This window comes from Paracoccus aestuarii (genome assembly GCF_028553885.1).
GTDB classification, from domain to species: domain Bacteria; phylum Pseudomonadota; class Alphaproteobacteria; order Rhodobacterales; family Rhodobacteraceae; genus Paracoccus; species Paracoccus aestuarii.
This window is the reverse complement of the sequence record NZ_CP067170.1, coordinates 113,748-133,816: the sequence shown is the minus strand read 5'-3', so window position 1 is coordinate 133,816 and position 20,069 is coordinate 113,748. Positions and strand designations below refer to the sequence as shown.

The 20,069-nt window shown below is 67.9% G+C and carries 19 protein-coding genes; 14 read left to right on the top strand and 5 right to left on the bottom strand.

Translation table 11 applies throughout. The features are described from left to right. Positions 1 to 91: 91 nt before the first annotated feature. Positions 92 to 244 (bottom strand): type II toxin-antitoxin system antitoxin, encoded by a 153-nt coding sequence (locus JHW48_RS16235; protein WP_147388162.1) that lies wholly within the window; start codon positions 242 to 244, stop codon positions 92 to 94. A gap of 136 nt (positions 245 to 380) precedes the next feature. Between JHW48_RS16235 and JHW48_RS16230 the strand changes: the two genes are divergently transcribed. From JHW48_RS16230 to JHW48_RS16215, 4 genes are all read left to right on the top strand, one after another. Further along, positions 381 to 905: a hypothetical protein gene (locus tag JHW48_RS16230; RefSeq protein WP_119887677.1), complete on the top strand. Its 525-nt coding sequence runs from the start codon at positions 381 to 383 to the stop codon at positions 903 to 905. Positions 906 to 1,048: 143 nt separating this feature from the next. After that, entirely contained in the window at positions 1,049 to 2,134 is a 1,086-nt protein-coding gene (locus JHW48_RS16225; protein WP_147388161.1) for a hypothetical protein, read from the top strand. 112 nt (positions 2,135 to 2,246) lie between these two features. Further along, positions 2,247 to 4,403, top strand: coding sequence for an AAA family ATPase (locus tag JHW48_RS16220; protein WP_272835887.1), 2,157 nt, complete (start codon positions 2,247 to 2,249; stop codon positions 4,401 to 4,403). After that, positions 4,390 to 4,635 (top strand): hypothetical protein, encoded by a 246-nt coding sequence (locus tag JHW48_RS16215; RefSeq protein ID WP_119887967.1) that lies wholly within the window; start codon positions 4,390 to 4,392, stop codon positions 4,633 to 4,635. Before JHW48_RS16220 ends, JHW48_RS16215 begins: the two co-directional genes overlap by 14 nt. Before the next feature lie 132 nt (positions 4,636 to 4,767). On the opposite strand, the gene JHW48_RS16210 is transcribed toward JHW48_RS16215, so the two are convergent. Then, the gene (locus JHW48_RS16210; RefSeq protein WP_119887966.1) at positions 4,768 to 5,028 is read right to left on the bottom strand and encodes a helix-turn-helix transcriptional regulator; all 261 of its coding nucleotides are present in this window, start codon (positions 5,026 to 5,028) and stop codon (positions 4,768 to 4,770) included. Between the two features lie 344 nt (positions 5,029 to 5,372). On the opposite strand from JHW48_RS16210, the gene JHW48_RS16205 reads away from it, so the two are divergent. The 3 genes from JHW48_RS16205 to JHW48_RS16195 are packed head-to-tail and all read left to right on the top strand — an operon-like array spanning position 5,373 to position 7,374. Continuing rightward, entirely contained in the window at positions 5,373 to 6,434 is a 1,062-nt protein-coding gene (locus JHW48_RS16205; protein ID WP_272835886.1) for a hypothetical protein, read from the top strand. Between the two features lie 38 nt (positions 6,435 to 6,472). Further along, positions 6,473 to 6,988 carry a hypothetical protein gene (locus JHW48_RS16200; protein WP_119886390.1) on the top strand — a complete coding sequence of 172 codons (516 nt, stop codon included), beginning with the start codon at positions 6,473 to 6,475 and terminating at the stop codon, positions 6,986 to 6,988. Continuing rightward, positions 6,988 to 7,374: a hypothetical protein gene (locus JHW48_RS16195; RefSeq protein WP_147388097.1), complete on the top strand. Its 387-nt coding sequence runs from the start codon at positions 6,988 to 6,990 to the stop codon at positions 7,372 to 7,374. The genes JHW48_RS16200 and JHW48_RS16195 overlap by 1 nt, the downstream gene beginning before the upstream one ends. 1,193 nt (positions 7,375 to 8,567) lie before the next feature. Here the strand turns inward: JHW48_RS16195 and JHW48_RS16190 are convergent. Both JHW48_RS16190 and JHW48_RS16185 read right to left on the bottom strand, forming a co-directional pair. Continuing rightward, positions 8,568 to 8,963 carry a PIN domain-containing protein gene (locus JHW48_RS16190; RefSeq protein WP_119886392.1) on the bottom strand — a complete coding sequence of 132 codons (396 nt, stop codon included), beginning with the start codon at positions 8,961 to 8,963 and terminating at the stop codon, positions 8,568 to 8,570. Then, positions 8,953 to 9,180 carry an AbrB/MazE/SpoVT family DNA-binding domain-containing protein gene (locus tag JHW48_RS16185; protein WP_119886406.1) on the bottom strand — a complete coding sequence of 76 codons (228 nt, stop codon included), beginning with the start codon at positions 9,178 to 9,180 and terminating at the stop codon, positions 8,953 to 8,955. Before JHW48_RS16185 ends, JHW48_RS16190 begins: the two co-directional genes overlap by 11 nt. Before the next feature lie 540 nt (positions 9,181 to 9,720). Between JHW48_RS16185 and JHW48_RS16180 the strand changes: the two genes are divergently transcribed. Next, complete coding sequence (locus JHW48_RS16180; RefSeq protein WP_240637857.1) at positions 9,721 to 11,064, top strand: PAS domain-containing protein; 1,344 nt, start codon at positions 9,721 to 9,723, stop codon at positions 11,062 to 11,064. A gap of 114 nt (positions 11,065 to 11,178) precedes the next feature. On the opposite strand, the gene JHW48_RS16175 is transcribed toward JHW48_RS16180, so the two are convergent. Next, complete coding sequence (locus tag JHW48_RS16175) at positions 11,179 to 11,595, bottom strand: response regulator (protein ID WP_119886393.1); 417 nt, start codon at positions 11,593 to 11,595, stop codon at positions 11,179 to 11,181. A 447-nt stretch (positions 11,596 to 12,042) separates the two neighbouring features. Here JHW48_RS16175 and kdpF point away from each other — a divergent pair, with 447 nt between their 5' ends. The 6 genes from kdpF to JHW48_RS16150 are packed head-to-tail and all read left to right on the top strand — an operon-like array spanning position 12,043 to position 19,862. Then, positions 12,043 to 12,129, top strand: coding sequence for a K(+)-transporting ATPase subunit F (gene kdpF, locus JHW48_RS18705; protein WP_119886394.1), 87 nt, complete (start codon positions 12,043 to 12,045; stop codon positions 12,127 to 12,129). A gap of 10 nt (positions 12,130 to 12,139) precedes the next feature. Beyond that, a complete protein-coding gene (kdpA, locus tag JHW48_RS16170; protein WP_119886395.1) occupies positions 12,140 to 13,843 on the top strand; it encodes a potassium-transporting ATPase subunit KdpA in 1,704 nt (567 codons plus the stop codon). A 9-nt stretch (positions 13,844 to 13,852) separates the two neighbouring features. Then, positions 13,853 to 15,892 (top strand): potassium-transporting ATPase subunit KdpB, encoded by a 2,040-nt coding sequence (kdpB, locus tag JHW48_RS16165; RefSeq protein WP_119886396.1) that lies wholly within the window; start codon positions 13,853 to 13,855, stop codon positions 15,890 to 15,892. 11 nt (positions 15,893 to 15,903) lie between these two features. After that, a complete protein-coding gene (gene kdpC, locus JHW48_RS16160; RefSeq protein WP_119886397.1) occupies positions 15,904 to 16,494 on the top strand; it encodes a potassium-transporting ATPase subunit KdpC in 591 nt (196 codons plus the stop codon). A gap of 3 nt (positions 16,495 to 16,497) precedes the next feature. Continuing rightward, on the top strand, positions 16,498 to 19,179 hold the full coding sequence (locus tag JHW48_RS16155; RefSeq protein ID WP_119886398.1) for a sensor histidine kinase: 2,682 nt from the start codon (positions 16,498 to 16,500) through the stop codon (positions 19,177 to 19,179). Next, the gene (locus JHW48_RS16150) at positions 19,176 to 19,862 is read left to right on the top strand and encodes a response regulator (protein WP_119886399.1); all 687 of its coding nucleotides are present in this window, start codon (positions 19,176 to 19,178) and stop codon (positions 19,860 to 19,862) included. The genes JHW48_RS16155 and JHW48_RS16150 overlap by 4 nt, the downstream gene beginning before the upstream one ends. The last annotated feature ends 207 nt before the right edge of the window (positions 19,863 to 20,069 follow it).

Here is a 20,069-nt window from a genome sequence, read left to right as displayed (position 1 = left end):
GCAATCGCGCTTCGAATCTATGGCTTTGTTAATCAACTCTACCGACATCGAGCTTCGCGCCGATGTGCTGAAAAGTCGGCAACTGTCAGCATCACGTCGGAAGGTAACCGGTGTCCTTCAGGTGCTGAACAAGAAGACGGTCGATATACGATGCGACTGAACGGTCGTCATTGCTTGCCGCCTTTTCGACAGCTTCCTTGGTTTCCTGCGAAACTCGGACGGATATTGCTGCTGTTTTCGCCATGAATCTCATTGTGTGCAGTTGACATCTAGATTTGCAAGATGCATATTAAACTCAGTTGCACACATTTGCAACGGACCAAGCGAGGGTTGCCCCCCTCAACCTGGTCCTAACCAGCTTGATCGAGAAAGGATCAACGATGGCTAATCGCAGCCTTACCACGCCTTTCGGCGTGACGGAACCGGCATCGCGCCACTTCACCCACACGCCGATCTCGCGGGCCTTCTCGGGGCTCGTCGCGGCTCTCACGGCCCATGTCGAGGCCGAGCGCGACATCAGCGCGGCCGACAGCGAGGATCCGGGCTTTGCCGCCTGGCTCGGCGATGCCGAAGCGGCGCGCACGGACGTCCTTGCCCGGATCGACAGGGTCCGCAGCGCGGAGATCATCCGCCCCGAGGACCGGCCGCTGCGGCACATGGCGGTGATCTGCTACCTGCTGATGCAGGCGGGCGCGAATGCCGAGTTTCTCGAGGCCCGGCAGGTCCTCGACAGGGCCCCGGCCCTCTTCGCCTGCCCCGGCGATGGCGCCGCCGCCTGGCGCTGCCGGCAAATGCTGCGGAGCACGCGCCTGCGCATCCGGGAGATGTCGGCCCTGCCCTGCCATCTCGATCCTCGCGAGATCGCGCCGGACGCTCCGGAGATCGCAGCGCCGGTCCCGGCCTGACTCCTTCCCCTTTCTGATCCGCGCTGATTTCCGTCCCGACCCTGCCTGGGGTTCGGCCTGATGGTGCATGCGCCTTGCATATCCCTCGCGCGGACGGGTCGCGCGAGGGCGGGTTTTCCATACCTTAGCTCCTGGAGGCATTCATGCCCCGCAGACCCCGTTCCGCCGCACCTCGCCGGGCGATCGTTCCTTCCTGCCCAACTGTTACTCACGAGGCCCCCGACGCCCCGGACACGATCCTCGTGGAGGGCACGCCCTTGGCCGTCCATCCGGGCCCCGTCGCCGCCCGCTGGTCCCGCGCCGCCGCCGCCAAGGGCTTCGACATCGCCGCCCGGGTCATCGACCGCCTGCATCTGGCGCTCTGCTGCCGAACCTGTGGTCATGTCTTCGCCTGCCGGATCTCCGTGCTGACGGTTGCGCAGCCGATCTGCCATGCCTGCCTGGAGGCTCGCCGCAGCGACACAGCGATCCGGGCGGCGCTGGTGTATCTGGGCCGTGATCCGCAGAGCACCGCCTACGGGTTCTACCGCGCCCGCTGCGGCCATGTGCTCCGGCGGCAATACGAGATCATCATCCGCGTGGCCGAGGGGCTGACCGGGCTGCGCTGCGAGACCTGCTTTGCCGCCCGCGAGGCGGCCATCGCAGCAAAGCACGGCTGGACCCGGATCGGGCCGGACCCGGAGGGCAACCCGAACTACCACCTCTACCGCCATGTCTGCGGGACTGAGCGGCGCCTCGCCCGGGCAAACCTTTCCTGGGGCCAGGTCGACTGCCCCGGTTGCGGGCAGAGCTGGAGCGCGCGGGAGAGCCGGATCTACCTCCTGGACCTGCGCCATGACGGACGGCACTTCCTGAAGCTGGGCTATTCCGCCCATCCGACCAAGCGCCACCGCCATCAGCTGGGCCTGCCCAAGGGGGCCGCCGTGCGGGTGCTGCGCGAGCTGGTCATGCCCACCGGCGCCGCTGCCTGCGCGGCCGAGACACGAATGCATCGCGATCTGTGCCGGAGCTTTCCCGATGCGGTCGTTCCTCAGGCCGAGTTCGCCGACATGCTGAACGTGACCCGGGAGATCTACCGCCCCGCTCTCCGCGCCGAGATCGAGGCCCGGCTCGACGCCCTGGCGGCCCGGATCGAGGCCGCGCCCTCCGGGAGCGCGGTAGCCAGCGAGGAAGGCGGCGCGACCCGCAGCGCCGCAGAGAGCGCACCCGTCAGTGCCGCAGACAGCTAGGTCGCCCTTCGCATCCGACGCGCCCACCGGCCGCTGAGGCCCGTCACCTCGGCCAGATCCTCCGCAAGGCGTCCACCGCCCTGCCCTCCTTCCCCATGCCCGGAGCCGACCCATGCCCGACTGGCTGCCCCGCTTCTACACCGCCGCCGCGCTGATCGACGCGCGCCCCCTCACCGCGGAGGAGATGCCCGAGCATGTCTTCGAGGCCCTGGTCGAGGGCCGCATCGGTGAGATCGACCTCGAGGAGATCGACGAGACCGTCCCCATTGAGGAGCCCGAGATCAGCTTTGCCGAGACCCGCCCCGGCCTCGCGCAGCGGCCGCTCAGGGCGCTGGCCCTGGCGCGGCTCTGCCGGGCGCTGCCCACGGCCGAGGACCTCGCCCGGTGGCTGGCGCCCGGCGCCATCACCGTGATCGCCTGCCGGCCCGCCGGCCTCGCGGGCGATCTGGCCATCGTGCTGGCGCAGCTGATCGAGGCCGAACATCCCACCCGCAAGCTGAACCTCGTCTGCAGCTCCGGCCGGGCCACTGCGCCCGAGACCAAGCCGCTCGATGCCGTGTCCGGCTTCTGGAAGGACGCGCTGGAGGGCGGCGGCGGTGCGCATCTGCTGATCCTCGGGGATGCCGCGCAGCTGCCGCGGCGCATGGCGCGGCTGCTGCCGCCGGTGCTGCAGCTCGGCCCCCCGGACCGGGAGGTGGTGGCCGCCGCGCTCAGCCTCGGCGATCCCGGCCCGCTGGTCGGCGACTGCGCGCTGCCGCAGGACGCGGCGCTGGCGCGACTCGGTGCCGATGCCTGGCGCCTGGCGCTGCGGCTGCCGGACCTCGCCGGCCGCGCGGCCGAGTTGCGCCGGCTGACCGAGGTGGCGGCAGGGACACGCGACGCCGGCCCGGTGCTGGAGGATCTGTGCCTCGACGGCCCCGTCGCCGCGGCGGCCCGGCGGCTGGTCGCGGACATCGCCGCCTGGCGCGCGGGGCGCATCGCCTGGTCGCAGATGACCCGCTCGCTGCTGATCTATGGCGAGCCCGGCACCGGCAAGACTTGGCTCGCGCGCGCGGTGGCGGGATCGGCCGGGCTGCCGCTCGTTACCGCCTCGCTGGCCGAATGGCAGGCGGCGGGCCATCTCGGCGACATGCTGCGCGAGATGCGTGCCGCCTTCGCCCGCGCCCGCAGCAACGCGCCCTGCGTGCTGATCCTCGACGAGCTGGACGCCGCCGGCAGCCGCGCCTCGGGCGACCGGCATGCCGTCTCCTACCGCGCGCAGGTGATCGCCGGGCTTCTTCAGGAACTGGACGGAGTCCTGGGCCTCAAGGGGGTGCTGGTCCTCGCCACCACCAACGACGCCCGCGCCATCGACCCCGCGCTCTTGCGCCCCGGCCGCATCGACCGGGTGCTGGCGCTGCCGCGCCCCTCCCCGGCGGCGGTGCGCGCCATCCTGGCGCGGTTGGTCGCCGCACTGCCCGGCGCGGTGCGTGGGGCGATCACCGGCGCGGATCTCGACCGGCTCTCCCGCCGCGCCGCGGGGCGCAGCCCGGCCGAGCTGGACGCCGCGCTGCGCGAGGCGCAGAGCCGCGCGCGCGAAGCGGGCCGCGCCGTCACCGCGGGCGACATTGCCGCCGCGCTCGGGCTCGGGCGCGAGGACCCTGCGGTGCTGCGCCGCGTCGCGGTTCATGAAGCGGGCCACGCGGTGATGCTGCACCAGACCCGGCGTGGGCGCATCACCGGCGCGCGGATCGGGATGACCGGCGGCCATGTCGCGGTCGAGGACCTGCCGCTTCTCGACACCCGCGCCGGGCTCGAGGACCAGCTGGCCTGCTGCCTAGCCGGCCGCGCCGCCGAGGAGCTGATCCTCGGCGCGCCCACCACTGGCGCGGGCGGCGGCGCCGCCTCGGATCTCGGCCGCGCGACGCAGCTGGCGGCCGAGATCGAGCGCGGCTACGGGCTCGGCGCGGGCCTCCTCTGGCAGGCCGATCCCGGGGCAGTGCTGGCGACGGATCCGGCCCTGGCGGCGCGGGTCGAGGCGCATCTGCAGCGCGCGCTGCGCCACGCCCGCGCCACGCTCATCGCCGAGCGCCCGCGACTGGAGGCGCTGACCGCACGCCTCCTCGCCGAGCGGGTCATCGAGGGCGATCCCTTCGCCGCACCGCGCACCGCGCCGGCCGCCGCTCGGTGGGGCGCGGAGGCGGGCGCGGGCGTCGCAGCCGTCACCACCCCCGCTGCTGGCGGCCCCACCGACCCTGCCGCCACGGAGGCGCGCCATGACGGTGCGTGAGCCGGCAGGTCCTTCCCATCAGGCGTTGACCGAGGCCTTGGACGAGGCGGCGGTGCTGCGCGACCTCTTGGCGCTCCTCTTCTGGGCCGCCGAGGCCGTCCCCGGCCCCAAGGGCGCCGGCCTCGCCCGCGGCGCCATGATGGCCCAGGACCGGCTCGAGCTGCTCATCGCCCGGATCGAGGCCGCGAGGTCGGAGCTGCGGCCGGGGACTGGGCCGCGCGGGCGATGGTGATGACCGCGACAGGCGGCGACAGGCGGCGACAGGCGGCGACAGGCGGCGACAGGCGGCGACAGGCGGCGACAGGCGGCGACAGAATTGGTGCGGGTGGCGACGGTGTCAACCGTGGCGGCGCTGGCGCCGCGCTCAGCTCCCGCGGGGGCCGGCAGCGGCGCGCTCCGCCTCGATCTCGGCGACGAAGGCCGCCAGCGGTATCCCGAGCGCCAGCGCGATGCCGTCAACTGTGGCGAGGGTGGGATGGTATTTGCGGGTCTCGAGCAGCGAGACGTAGCGCGGGCTGACGCCGGCCTTATGGGCCAGCTCCTCCTGGGTCATCCCGGCGGCGAGGCGGTGCCGGCGCAGGACGGTGGCGAAGGCGGAAAGGAGGGCATCGGCACGATCGGTCATCCCGATCCTAGACCTGAAAGAACCCGATTCGCGCCACGAAGTATACTATGGAAATAGAAGCATCCTGTGAATAAGATGCGCCAAGTCCTCACCGCCGCCCCAAGCCCCGGCCCCATCCCTCGCAGCCGAGAGACCCCGATGCCCGAGACCCCGCCTGTTGATGCCCCCGTGCCGCGCCTGCCGCCGGGCACGCCACGGCTCCGCCCGCCCGCCGCCGGCTGAGCGCTGACGCGCCGCGACAGCCTCATCTGCCTGCCTTGCCGTCCGTCCTGCCGCGCTCAGCTGCCCGGTGGCCGGATGCCGGCTGCCCGATCCCTGCTGCCCAATCTTGCCACCACCCGAGGATGACCCTGATGACCTGCCTCTTCCCGAACCGCCCCGCCACCGTGATGGCCCCCATCATGGCCGCAGCCCTGACCGCCGCCGCTCTCGCGACCCCGGCGCAAGCCATGCCTGCCGGTCCGGCGACCACGGCAGGGGCCGATGCCGCGGCGGAGGCCCGCGGGGCCGAACTGGCGCAGGGGTTCGAGCGGATCACCGAGCCCTATCTTGTCAGCATGCACTGCATGGTCCGGATGAGCGAGGCGTTCGGCTTCGAGCGCGATGCGGCAGCCGAGGCGGCCGGTGCCGCCTGCGAGGCCCGCGCCGGGGCCCGGCTCGCCCAGATCGCCGGGGAACGCGCAAGCCGCGCCCTGGCCGAGATCGAGGCCGCACCCGCCACGCTCGACGCGGCGATCGCCGCGAATGGCTACGCGCCTGCCGACGACGCTTTCGCCCGGATCTCGGCCAGCGCTGCCTACCGCGCGGCGGCACCCGAGATCGCCACGGCCTTCGAGGAGGCCCGCCGCGCCGGCGCGGCCAAGCGGGACGAGGTGCTGGAGGCTGAGCGCAGGCGCCTCGACGCCGCAATGGACGCACTCGATCTCGCGCGGCACGGGCCGTCCGATCTGCCGGACTGCGCCGCCTTCGACGCAGATCAGCCCTGGCTGCGGCCTCTCCTCTCCCATTGCCGGGACCTCTGGCGCAGCTTCGAGGCCCGTCACACCCATCTACGCTGCGAGCGGATCTTCGAGATCGCTCCGGCCGAACTGCGGACCGGGGCCTTCGATGTCGGTGGCGGCGAGAGGTTCGATGCCACCGAGATGCTCTGCACCCACGGCTTCGAGGCCGAGGCGAGACGGCGCGGCGGGCTCTTCTCGCCGAGCCGGACCGAGCTGAGCCTGCAGCTCGGGCCGCTGGAGGCGCCGCTGAGCCTGACCGGCACGCTCCACGGCCCGGACGCGACGGGGCTCTGGCAGCTGCGGGACCTCGCCCTCAGCCCCGGCCGCCTGGCGCGGGACCTCGATCCCGATGCCCCCGAGACCCTGCGCCACTGCCTTTCCGACCACACCCGCTGCCAAGACTGACCACCACCCTCACCCACCCCAGCACCACGGAGACGACCATGACCACCACCTCGACCACCAACACCCACCGTTCCGCGATCCCCCTCCCTGCCTTCCTGCTGCCGGCGCTCCTCCTGCCCGGCGCGGTGACAGCGGCGCCCTATCTCGGCCGCTGCCAGATGGGCGAATGCATCCATGTCGATCAGGTCTCGCGCCAGGTAGTGGGCGAAGGCAGCGCCGCCGTGCCGGGCGAACTGGTGATGGTCGCGCTGCGCACTGCCGTCTCCGCCGCGCCCGAGGCCGATCCCGCCACCCTGGACTGGGAGGCGCCGGCCCCGGTCCAGTTTTTCTGCTCCGAGGCACGGCCCGCCTTCCGCTCGGGCGACGGCAGCTACCAGGGTCTGGATCTCGTGACCCCCGTCGGCGCCACCACTCTGGTAACCGCCATGTATCTGCATGCCTGCCATCCGGAGGCGGCGATCGGCGGCGACCCCTTCGCCGCGGCCGCCGCGCTCGGCTACGGCGCCACCGGCACCGAGGTCTTCGCCGACCACAATGCCCTGACGGCGCGCTGATGCGCCGCCGCTATCACCCTGCCCGAGGCGGCCGCATCCGGGCCGCCTCCCTCCGCCCCACCCCTTTCCTGAAGGACCCCATCATGCCTCTCTCCCGCCGTCACCGCGTCATCGCCGCCACCGCCTTGGCCCTCATCATCGCACTGATCGCCGTCATCGTTCTGACGACACAAGGCGGTGCCCTCGGCGGCGCCGACCGCCGCCTCGTGGACCGCCATCACGCCAGCATGGAGCGCTGCATGGCGGATGGCATCTCGATCACCGAACGCTCGATCGCTTGCGTCGAGATGAGCCGCATCCGCGAGGACATCCGCGCCCGCGGTCTCTGCTTCGATCTCACCGGCACGCGGCAGAGCTATCAGGATGTCTACCGCTGCGACGGATGACCGGCGTCGCCAAGGCCGGTCCCGTCAGGACATGATCGGGACCAGTCCAGGGAGAGGAGGGCGAAAAGGGGCGTTTCGAAATAAAAAACAAACCGGACTTCCGAAATATTGACTTTTTATAAAATTAGATTTTAAATTTAAAAAAACCCAATTAAATAAGGGCTTTTTATGAATTTAGAAAACTATATTTAATATTTTATTAAAATCGTGTTAAATATATTTTTCCGGTAAAGATGTTCCAAATCCCGAAAATCTGACCAACGGGGCGGAGAAACGCCGAGAAACAGGAACACTTTCGCAATGCATTTTTAACTATTTTCAGAAAGCAAAAAGGAATTGCCCCATCTGCGGATCCCTGCCTCCGGCCTACGCCCCGGGCATCAGTGCTGCCATACAAACCTCGCCCGTCTGCATGGTCGAAGTGAACGTGATCCGTCCATTCAAGCCAGCGGATCTCTACCGTGATCAATGAGCATAGGCGCGGCAAAAGGTCCTTACATGGGTTCTGCCGCGTAATTCTCAAGGACCGCATCCATCCCATGATGGCCAGGATATTTTGACGACCTTAACTCGGCTATATCGCATGCCTGGCCATTCCCTATCGGTTGCGGAGAAACTGGCCCCTCACGGTCGTCGAGCAGCTGCGACCTTAAGCCTCCGAAGCCGGCCCCAGGCAGTGCCGATCTCCATGCCGAGCAAGGGGAGGACCGTGTCCTCCCGTGAGCATCGCCGCAAAGGGCGGAGTTCATCCCGCCCTCCAACACGTCCTCGATAACAGAGATCATGGCAGGACGCTGCGGGGCCGGGCCACGCCGCACGCCGCTGGCGCCGCGATGGGCGAAGTGGGCCTTGGACCCGGGCCCCTGCCACCTCGCGGGTCAACGGTGTCCGGTCCGCAATATCGAGAGTGATCAGGCTGGCATTCAGGCGATTGCCCTCGTCGCCCGCGGAGCGGCCGCGCCCATCGGTGACGCGGACCGGTCCAGCTCCTTCCTATCTCACCCGAAATGCGCGACCTGCAGGCCGAGCGTCAGCGCGGGATACGCGACGCGACCGGTCATGGTGATCTGGGCACCCGCATGGATCGCCTCTATGCGAGAGGCGCTCCGCAGGCGCACACTCCGCAGCCATATGAAACGGCATATCGGTCAGGATGCGAAGGAAGGACGAATGACCGTTTCGGATGCTGCCGGTCAGGCGAAGGGATTGACCAACCGCAGCTGGCCTTCGACCAGGAGGCCTGCATGCATGTCCTCCGTCCACAAGGTCTCGCACCCGGCAATCAAGGCTGCCGCGACGATCATCGCGTCATAGACCGAAAACCCATAGCGCTCGGCAAGCGCGCGACCGACGTCATGGGTGCGCAGAGTGAGATCCTCGACAGGGCACAGCGCCCGCACCCCTGCCAAAAAACTGGCCGTGTCGTTCCAGTCCATGCCCGCCTTGCGACGACAATTGACCATCGCCTCATTCAGCACCTGCACACTGATACGGGGGCCCTGAGCCAGAATGGCTTCGGCGCGGTCGGCCTTGGGGCCGTCATCCAGCAGATAGAGAATGACGTTCGTGTCGACGAACTCAACGCTCATGCGCGGCGTCGCGGCTCAGCCGTTCGGAGGCGGGCAGTCTGCCGCGAAAGCGACGCAACCCGTCCAGCACCTCGTCGGCACGGGGCAGGCGCCGGATCCTCAGAGGGCCGTCATCCGGCAGCAGATCGATCTGATCTCCCTCTTTGAGGCCCATGTCCCGCACCAGTTCCGCAGGGAGCCGAACAGCCAGTGAGTTGCCCCATTTTGCGACCTGCATCTGAACCTCCGCGGGAATGTATATCCTTCCCACAATGTATATCAAACCTTCTTCGCAAGCAAGGTGGGACATCCTCCGTCACAGCAAGATCAACCGCAGTTACGAGACCGCGAGGGCTGGTGGCTCATCGTCCGATTTTTGCCCGGACGCTGGCCCGGAAATGCCGCCGGTCACGGGCTCATTCCGCTGCCCGCAGCGCGCGGGTTGTCACGGGCCCTGAACGTGCATTGTCCATCAGCGTGGACTGCTCCTTAGCAACCAGGCCTGCCTTTCATATCAAGAAATCTGCGTCTTTGGCTCGGTGTGAGCGCTTATCATCCTCAGGTGCGAGGTCCTACAGACAAAGGTCGGAAGGCTACAGTGCCAGAATGTTCCAAAAGACGGGTGCAAATTCCATCGCGCGACAGCTAAATAAGCGCAGACGCATTCATCGAGGCTGATCCATTGTCATATGACTTACCGCATGAAGGGTCTTCGCATTATCCCTTGCCCCCGGCGGACAATCCTTTCGCAGCCGCATTCGCGGCGACCCGCATGCCGATGCTGGTCACGGACCCCGGCCAGCCCGACAACCCGATCACCTATGTCAATCAAGCCTTCACGAACCTGACCGGCTATAGCCGGGAGGAGATCCTGGGCACGAACTGCCGGTTCCTGCAGGGCCCCGGCACCAATCAAGAGGACGTGGCAAAAGTCCGTCAGGCGATCGAACGCAGAGAGCCCATCGAGATCGACCTGCTGAACTACCGCAAGGACGGCACGTCCTTCTGGAACCGTCTCCTTGTCTCGCCGGTCTTCGACACCGAAGGGCGGCTGACGCATTTCTTCGCATCCCAGTTCGACGTCTCGCCCGAGCGGAACCGCTTGGCTGAACTGGCCTTCGAGCATGGCGAACTCGAGGCGGAGATCGCCAAACGGATGCAGGATATCGCCATGTCCGAGGCACGCCTGCGCTTCGTGCTGGGCGCGGCGGGGATGGGGATCTGGACATTCGACGTGACGAACAGCCGGGCGATCTTCTCCAGGCAGTGCCTCGAGAATTTCGGCCGTGATCCGCAGGAGAAGTTCGGTCTCGATGAGCTTCGTGATGCCATCCTCCCCGATGACATGCCGCGGTGGCAGGAGGCCATGGAGGCGGGCATTCGCGATCGGTGCGAGGTCCAGGTCGACTATCGCATCATGACGCCGGGCGGAGAGATCCGCTGGATCGAGATCAAGGGTCATGTCATCACGGCCCCGGACGATCCGCAGATCACCATGGTGGGCGTCTCGCAGAACATCACCGAACGCAAGCGGGCCGAGGAGCATCGGCGCCTCCTGTCCCGGGAACTGGCCCATCGCGTCAAGAACTCGCTGGCGACGGCGCAGGCGGTCTTCAGGCATTCGCTGCGGGGCGCACGGGATCTGGACGATGCGCGGGACAAGGCCATGGGTCGCATTCAGGCGATGTCCACGGCACAGGACCTTCTGACACGGGAGAGCCTGACGCGTGCCGAGCTGCGGGAAACGGTCGAGGAGGCCCTGAAGCCTTTCAAGACCTTTGACATTCGTGTCGATGGGCCAGAGATCACCTTGCACGAAAAGGGCGTTTCCGCCTTCATTCTGGCGCTCTACGAACTCGCGACGAATTCGCTGAAATATGGTGCGCTCAGTGCCGATGGTGGCAGGGTCACGATTCAGTGGCGTCTTTGCGACGATGATCCGAACCGGTTTCAGTTCGATTGGGTCGAGGAGGGCGGTCCACCTGTCACCGCGCCCAAGCGTCAAGGCTTCGGGACGTCCATCATCGAGACATCGACACCGGCTGATCTTGATGGCACCGCAACGCTCTCGTTCGATCCGGCTGGTGTCAGATACAGGCTGGAAGCTCCGTTGCCGGTCTGAAACCAGTGGGTCGCGCTGCGCTGGATACGACTCAGAAAAGGAGAGTTCCAGCCGCCGATGATGACCATCTTCCTCAGGGGCGTGAGCGCTATGCGGGTCGGCCCGACGGCAGGATCACGTGGAATACACCGCTTTCTCCAGTTGCTCCGGCTGCTCACCATCCGGAAGGATCTTCCTGAGATGGTCATGGACGACTGCGGCGCTGAATGGCTTGGTGATGAACGTCCCGCTCGGTGGCATGTCGCCGGGCCCGGGCGTCATCCCACCCGACGCGATCAGGATACCGATATCTGGCCATTTGCGCGCGCATTGCCATGCCAGATCGAACCCTGTCAGCGTTCCGGGGGGCATCTGCACATCGCTGAAAAGCAGCCTGATATTGGGGCCAAACTCCTTGAGGATCTCCAGTGCCTTCTCCGCCGTGGCGGCCTCATAGCATCTAAAGCCGGCATCCGAGAGGATGTCGCAGGCATCCATCCTGATCAGAGCATCGTCATCCGCGACAAGTGCGTAGGGGGCGGTGTTGTTCATCGGCCATGACCTCGTGGTTCAAAGGCTCAAGGCATCGGCCAATGTTTCGTTCCCACGCCCGAGCGTCTTCGTGCCGCATAGCACCCCCTCGATCGCCTGCGTGATCCGTCCAGTTTGCGGGACTTTGCGGTCATTCGCTGCAGGGCAGCCTCATTGCCGCTGTAGGCTGATAAAGCATGTGGCGACGCAGCAGAAGATTGTCTGACTGACGCAAAGCGGTCGGTGCGTCGTTCGATAGCAGCTCGCCGCACCCATTTCTTTACGCGTTCCTTACGCGACCGTCCGGGATCACGCATAGCTTCCTTACGCCACCTTCGGTGATCGTCCACCCGACGCAACACGAAGGTGACGCATGTTCGACATCATCTATCTCGCGCTCGGTGCGGGCGGGTTTCTGGCTTTCATGACCGGGACCCGCGCGCTGACGCGCCTGTAACGGAGGGCCAGATGTTCGATCTGATCCTCGGCCTCGCCGTTGCTGCGGGGCTTTTGGGCTATCTGGTCGTGGCGCTGATGCATCCCGACCGCTTCTGAGGGAGCGGCCATGCCAACGAGCTATCTGGTCCTTGTTCTCTATTGTGCCGTCACGGTCGGCCTCGCCTGGCTGCTGGCGGGCTATATGCACCGGGTCTTCACCGGTCAGCGCGTCTGGTCGAGCACCATCATCGCGCCGATCGAGCGCGGCTGTCTCGCCGCCGCCGGGCCGGCCGCGACTCGCGCGCAGGGCTGGGCCACGTATGCCATGGCGGTGCTCGCCTTCAACCTGGCGGGCTTCGTCTTTCTCTATGCCGTCCTGCGCCTGCAGGGGGTGCTGCCGTGGAACCCGGTGGGGATCGGGCCGATGCCCGCCGATCTGGCCTTCAACACAGCGGTCAGTTTCGTCACCAACACCAACTGGCAGGCCTATTCCGGCGAGGTGCAGCTGAGCTATCTGGCGCAGATGGTCGGGCTGACCGTGCAGAACTTCGTCTCGGCAGCCACCGGGATGGCGGTGGCCGTCGCCGTGATCCGCGGATTTGTCGCAACGGGTGACGGACGGGTCGGGAACTTCTGGACCGATCTGACCCGGGCGGTCCTCTATGTGCTTCTGCCGATCTCGATCCTGGTCGCGATCCTCATGATCTGGCAGGGCGTGCCGCAATCGCTCGACGCCTATATCCGCGCCACCACGCTTGAGGGCGCGAGCCAGGTCATCGCGCAGGGACCTGCGGCCAGCCAGATCGCGATCAAGCAGCTGGGCACCAATGGCGGCGGCTTCTTCGGCGTCAACTCGGCCCATCCGCTCGAGAACCCGACGATCCTGTCGAACATGGTCCAGTCGGTGCTGATCCTGCTGATCCCGGTCGCCTTCTGCTTCCTCTTCGGGCGCATGGTCGGCGACCGGCGCCAAGGCTGGGCGATCTTTGCCGCCATGGGCGTGCTGTTCGTCGCGGGCCTCGTGCTGATCCACGGCATCGAGCAGGCGGGCAACCCGATGCTGACCGAGCTGACCGGCATCACCGGCCCGAACATGGAGGGCAAGGAGGTCCGTTTCGGCGCCACCCTCTCGGCGCTCTGGGCGCAGGCGACGACGGCGGCCTCGAACGGGTCCGTCAACGCGATGCATGACAGCTTCATGCCGTTGTCGGGCCTCGTCATGCTGCTAAACATGCAGGTGGGCGAGGTGATCTTCGGCGGCGTCGGCGCAGGCTTCTATGGCATGCTGCTCTATGTCGTGCTGGCGGTGTTCCTGGCCGGTCTGATGGTCGGGCGCACGCCGGAATACCTTGGCAAGAAGATCGAGGGGCGCGAGGTGACGCTGGCCGTGCTGGCCTTCCTGTCGATGCCGCTCGGCATCCTGGTGCTCAGCGCGATCTCGGCGGTGGTGCCGGCGGGCCTTGGGGCGGTGCAGGACGCGGGGCCGCATGGCCTGTCCGAGATCCTCTATGCCTACAGCTCGGCCACAGGCAACAACGGCTCGGCCTTTGCGGGTTTCGGGGCGGGTGTGCCCTTCCACACGACACTGCAGGGCATTTCCATGCTGCTGGGCCGCTATGCGATCATCATCCCCATGCTGGCCATCGCCGGATCGCTGGCGATGAAGCGCCCGGCGCCGGCCACGGCCGGGACTTTCCCGACCCACGGGCCGCTTTTCGTGACCCTTCTGGTGATCACAGTGCTGATCCTGGGCGCGCTGACCTTCTTCCCGGCCCTCGTCCTGGGCCCCATCGCCGAGCATGTGTCCATGCTGGGCGGGCAAAGCTTCTGAGGTGGAACCATGAGCAAATCCACACTTCCCCTGCCGTCGATGACGGCCCTCGCCCCGGCGGCGGCGCGGCAGGCGCTGGCCAAGCTGGCGCCCCGCACCCTGATCCGCAGCCCGGTCATCTTCGCGACCGCCGTTGTGGCGCTGATGGTCACGCTGATGGGGCTGCGCGACCTTGCGCTCAGCGTGCCGGGTGCGGGCGTCGCGGTGCAGATCGCGGCCTGGCTCTGGGCGGCGGTCCTGATCGCGAACTTCGCCGAGAGCCTGGCCGAGGGCCGCGGCCGTGCCCGCGCGGACAGCCTGCGCGCCACGAAATCCGAGACAATGGTGCGTGTCCTGCCCGCCCCCGACAGCCCGCATGAGGCAGCCATGCAGGTGTCCTCCGCCAGCCTGAAACAGGGCCAGATCGTGCTCGTAGCAGCGGGCGACATCATCCCGGCGGATGCCGAGGTAATCCAGGGCGTTGCCTCGGTCGATGAAAGCGCCATCACCGGCGAAAGCGCCCCGGTGATCCGCGAATCCGGCGGTGATTTCAGTTCGGTCACCGGCGGCACGCGGATCGTGTCGGACTGGCTGGTCCTGCGCGTGACGGCCGAGCCGGGGCGCAGCTTTCTGGACCGCATGATCGCGCTGGTCGAGGGGGCCGAGCGCGGCCGAACCCCGAACGAGATCGCGCTGAACATCCTTCTGGCCGGGCTGACGCTGATCTTCCTGTTCGTGGTGGTCACGCTAGAGCCCTTCGCGGTCTATTCCGGCACCTCGATCCCGGTCGTGTTCCTCGCGGCGCTCTTCGTGACGCTGATCCCGACGACGATCGGGGGCCTGCTTTCGGCCATCGGCATCGCCGGGATGGACCGCCTGGCCCGCGCCAACGTGGTCGCCAAATCCGGCCGCGCGGTCGAGGCGGCGGGCGACGTGGACGTGCTGCTTCTGGACAAGACAGGCACGATCACCTTCGGCAACCGCATGGCCGACGCGCTGATCCCGGCGCAGGGCGTCAGCCCGGCGGCGCTGGCCCGCGCCGCGCTCGGCGCCAGCCGCGCAGATGAGACGCCCGAAGGCAAGTCAATCGTCGAGATCGCCCGCAAGCAGCCCGGCGCTGCCGAGGGGCTGGTCGCTGTCGCCGAGGCGATCCCCTTCTCGGCCCAGACCCGGCTGTCGGGCGCCGACCTGACCGATGGCACGCAGCTGAGGAAAGGCTCGGTCGATGCGATCCTGCGTCATACCGGCGCGGCGCTGGACGCCTCACTGGCGGCCAGCGTGGACCAGATCGCCCGCTCGGGCGGCACCCCGCTGCTGGTCAGCGAAGGGCCGCGCATCCTTGGTGCGGTGCATCTGAAGGACATCATCAAACCCGGCGTGCGCGAGCGCTTTGCGGAATTGCGTGCGATGGGCATCCGCACGGTGATGATCACCGGCGACAACCCCCTGACCGCCGCCGCCATCGCGGCCGAGGCGGGCGTGGACGACTTCCTCGCAGAAGCCACCCCCGAGAACAAGCTGGAGTTGATCCGCGCCGAGCAGGCCAAGGGCCAGCTGGTCGCCATGTGCGGCGACGGCAGCAACGACGCGCCCGCGCTGGCACAGGCCGATGTGGGCGTTGCCATGAACTCGGGCACCTCGGCGGCGAAGGAGGCCGCGAACCTGATCGATCTGGACAGCGACCCGACCAAGCTGATCGAGGTCGTGCTGGTCGGCAAGCAGCTGCTGATCAGCCGCGGCGCGCTGACCACGTTCAGCATCGCCAACGATGTGGCGAAATACTTTGCCATCCTGCCGGCACTGTTCATCGCGGCCTATCCCGGCCTTGCGGTCCTGAACGTGATGGGCCTCGAAAGCGCGCAAAGTGCGATCCTCTCGGCGGTCATCTTCAACGCGCTGGTGATCCTGGCGCTGATCCCGCTGGCCCTGCGTGGCGTCAAATACGCCCCCGCCAGTGCCGCTGCGCTGTTGCGGCGCAATCTGACCCGCTACGGTCTCGGCGGGCTAATCGTCCCCTTCATCGGGATCAAGGCCATCGACATGGCCGTCACCGCCCTTGGCCTGGCGTGAAGGAGAGCGCCATGAACGAACATATCCGTCCCGCGCTGGCGACCCTCGGCCTGATGATCCTGCTGACCGGCCTCGCCTATCCGCTGGCGATGACCGGCCTTGGGCAGGCGCTGATGCCGTCCAAGGCCAATGTCAGCCTGATTGAACGGAACGGTCGGATCGTCGGATCGGCCCTCGTCGGCCAAGGCTTCACGGCGCCGCAATACCTGCACTCGCGTCCCTCGGCCGTGGATTTCGACGCGTCCAGCGCCGGGGCCAGCAATCTCGGCCCGACCAGCGCCGAGCTGCTGGCCGAGCAGGCCGCGCGGGCCCAGGCCTTCCGCAGCGAGACCGGCGCCACGCGCGTGCCGGTCGATGCCGTCACCGCCTCGGGCAGCGGGCTCGATCCCCATGTCTCACCGCAGAACGCGGCCGCGCAGGCCGCCCGCATCGCAGGGGCGCGGGGCGCGGCCGAGGCTGACGTGCGCCGGCTCATCGGGACCCATGTCGAGCCGCGCTGGCTCGGCCTCTTTGGCGAGTCGCGGGTGAATGTGCTGGCGGTGAACCTTGCTCTTGACGAGGCCTTCCCCTTGGCGGCCACTACACCCGCAACCGAAGGCTGATCCATGACCCCGACCGACCTGCGTCCCGAACCCGAGGCTCTTCTGGCAGAGGCCGGGCGCGAGGGGCGCGGGCGGCTCAAGATCTTCCTCGGCGCGGCGCCCGGCGTCGGCAAGACCTATGCCATGCTGGAGGCCGCGCGACGCCGGGCGGCCGAGGGCGTGGACGTGGTCGCCGCCGTCGTGGAAACCCATGGCCGCGCCGAGACCGAGACCCTGCTGCAAGGCCTGACGCTGTTGCCCAAGCGGGCGCATTTCTATCGCGACCGCATCCTGCACGAGATGGACCTCGATGCACTTCTGGACCGTCGCCCGGCTCTGGCGCTGATCGACGAGCTTGCCCATTCCAACATTCCTGGCTCGCGCCACGAGAAGCGCTGGCAGGATGTCGAGGAGGTGCTGGCCGCGGGCATCGACGTGCTGACCACGCTGAACGTCCAGCATCTGGAAACGCTGAACGACCGCGTCGCCCGCATCTCTGGCGTGCGCGTGCGCGAGACGGTGCCGGACGCCGTGCTGGAGCGCGCGGACGAGGTCGAGCTGATCGACCTGCCGACCGAGGAGCTGATCGAGCGGCTGCGCGCGGGCAAGGTCTATGTCCAGGACCAGATCGCGCGGGCGGTGCAGAACTTCTTTTCCAAGGGCAACCTGACGGCGCTGCGCGAGATGGCCATGCGCGCCGCCGCCGACCGGGTGGACGCACAGCTGCAGGAGCATATGCGCGCCAACGCCATCGGCGGCCCGTGGCCCGCTCAAGAGCGTATCCTTGTTGCGCTGTCCGAGAGCCCGGTTGCCCGGACGCTGGTCCGCACCGCCAAGCGGATGGCTGATCGGGCGCGGGTCGAATGGGTGGTGGTCACCGTCACCCCGGCCGATGCCGAAGCAGCCTCGGACCCCGACAAGGACATGGTCGCGCAGGCGCTGCGCCTGGCCGAGCGCCTTGGCGCGGAGGTCGCAACCCTGCAGGCGGCGGGACCGATCGCGACCGAGATCCTGGACTATGCCCGCCGCCGCAATGTCAGTCGCATCCTGCTGGGCCGGGCCCGCGCCCGCCCGATCTGGCGGCGCCTGTGGCGCGAGGATGTGGCCAGCGCCGTCATCGATGGCGGCCGCGATTTCGAGGTGACGGTCGTCTCCGAACCCAAGGGCGAGCCCGCGCCCGCGCCCACCCGGATATGGCCGCTCGAACGCGACCCGCGCGCCTATGGCAAGGCCACGCTGACCGTGGCGGCCACCGGCCTCATCGCCTTTGCGGCGGATTGGGTTTTCCCCGTCCCGTCGCTGGCGCTGATCTTCATGACCGGGGTCATCACGGTGGCCGCGCGGCAGGGGCTGTGGCCCTCGCTCTATGCGTCCTGTCTCAGCTTCCTGACCTATAACTTCTTCTTCACTGACCCACGCAGCACGCTCTTCGTGATCCGACAGGACCAGATCCTGACGCTGGTCCTCTTCCTGATCGCGTCGATCCTGACGGGAAACCTGGCCGCCCGACTGCGCGACAGAGCCTTGGCGCAACGCGAGATCGCCCTGCGCACGAACCTGCTCTACGATTTTGCGCGTCAGGTTGCCGGGGCCGCCTCCTCGGTTGAAGTGCTGCGCGCGGCCGCCAGCCATGTCCGCGCCGCGCTTGGCTGCGAGACCGTGCTGCTGCGCCCTGGCCCGGGCGGCCGCCCGGCCATCGAGGCCGCCGAACCCCTGCGCGAGGATCTTGCCCTGCGCGACGCCTCGGCTGCCGAATATGCCTGGCGCCGCGGCGAGGAAGCGGGTCGCGGCTCGGGCACCTTGCCAGCTAGCGCTTGGCTGTTCCTGCCCGTGGGCCGGGGCGAGCGGCCGCTTGCCGTCCTCGGCATCACCTTTCCGGACGGTCGCTCGATTGCCCCTGTCGACCGGCGCCTTCTGGACGCGATGACCGACCAACTGGGCGTCGCGCTGGAGCGGATCGCGCTGCAGGGCGATCTGGAACAGGCGCTCGTCGCCTCCGAGGCCGAGCGGCTGCGGGCGGCGCTCCTGTCCTCCGTCAGCCACGATCTGCGCACGCCCTTGGTCTCGATCATCGGCGCCGCCTCGACACTGGCCGATCCGGCGCTGGAGCTTCCCGATCACGCACGCGGCGCGATGGCCGAAACCATTCGCGACGAGGGCGAGCGGCTCGACCGCTATATCCAGAACCTGCTGGACATGACGCGGCTCGGCCATGGCGCGCTGGTTCTTAGGCGGCTGGCGGCCGATCTGCGCGAAATCGCGGGCAGCGCCCGCCACCGCCTGCGCGGCGCGCTGCGCGATCATCACGTCAGGGTCGATGTGCCTGAGGGCCTGCCGCCGGTTCTGGCCGACCCGCTGCTGATCGAGCAGGTGGTGATGAACCTTCTGGACAATGCCGCGAAATACGCCCCCGACAGAAGCGCCATCACCGTTGCGGCCTGCATCAAGGGCACCCAGGCCGAGCTTTCCGTCAGCGACACCGGACCGGGCATCCCACCCGGGGCCCGCGCCCGGGTCTTCGACATGTTCTACCGCGTGGCCGAAGGGGACGGACAGCGTGCCGGGACCGGTCTCGGTCTTGCCATCGCCCGCGGGATCGTCGAAGCGCATGGCGGGCGGATCAAGGCCGAGCCGTCGCAGCCGGACGGCACCGGCACCCGCATCGCCCTGACCCTGCCGCTGGCCAACCCGGAGGCCCCCGCATGACGCCCGCCCGCATCCTCATCGTGGACGACGAGGCCCCCATCCGCCGCTTCCTGCGCGTCGCGCTGGAAGCCGAGGGCCACTACGTCACCGAGGCAGCCACCGGCCGCGCCGGAATTGAGGCCGCCGCCCTGACCACGCCCGAGGCGGTGATCCTGGACCTTGGCCTGCCCGACCTCGACGGACGCGAGGTGCTGAAGCGCCTGCGGGAATGGAGCCAGGTGCCGGTACTGATCCTGTCGGTGCGCGCCGACGAGGCCGAAAAGGTAGCCCTGCTGGACGCCGGCGCGCAGGATTACGTCACCAAGCCCTTCGGCATCGGGGAATTGCTGGCGCGCCTGCGCGGCATTCTTCGCGACCGCAGCGCATCGACGCCGCACGGCGCCGTTCTGCAGATCGCCGATCTGACGATCGACGCCGCCACGCGCACCGTCGGCAAGAACGGCGCGCCGATCCACCTGACCCGGAAGGAGTTCGACCTGTTATGGCTCTTGGCCTCGAATGCGGGCCGGCTGGTGACGCAGGGCGCTGCGCTGGAGCATATCTGGGGTCCGGCGCATCGTGAAGACAGCCAATATCTCCGCGTCTTCATCAGGCAGTTGCGCACCAAGATCGGCGATGATGCCGGTGATCCCCGCTACATCTTCACCGAGGCCGGTGTCGGCTACCGCTTCGCGAGCACATAGGTCGTTGCCGACACAATATCGAAGAGAAGCAATGCCCGCTTTGGCGGTGCAGATGCGGCATGGCAAAAGTTCAATCGCTGAATATGTCACCCGGGCTCCTGCAGCGAATGCATTCGCTGCACCTTGTGAGACTATCGCAGATCGGGTGTTCATATTGATCTGCCAAACCTGACGTCCGGGACAGTCCAAGGCTACCTCTGACCAGCG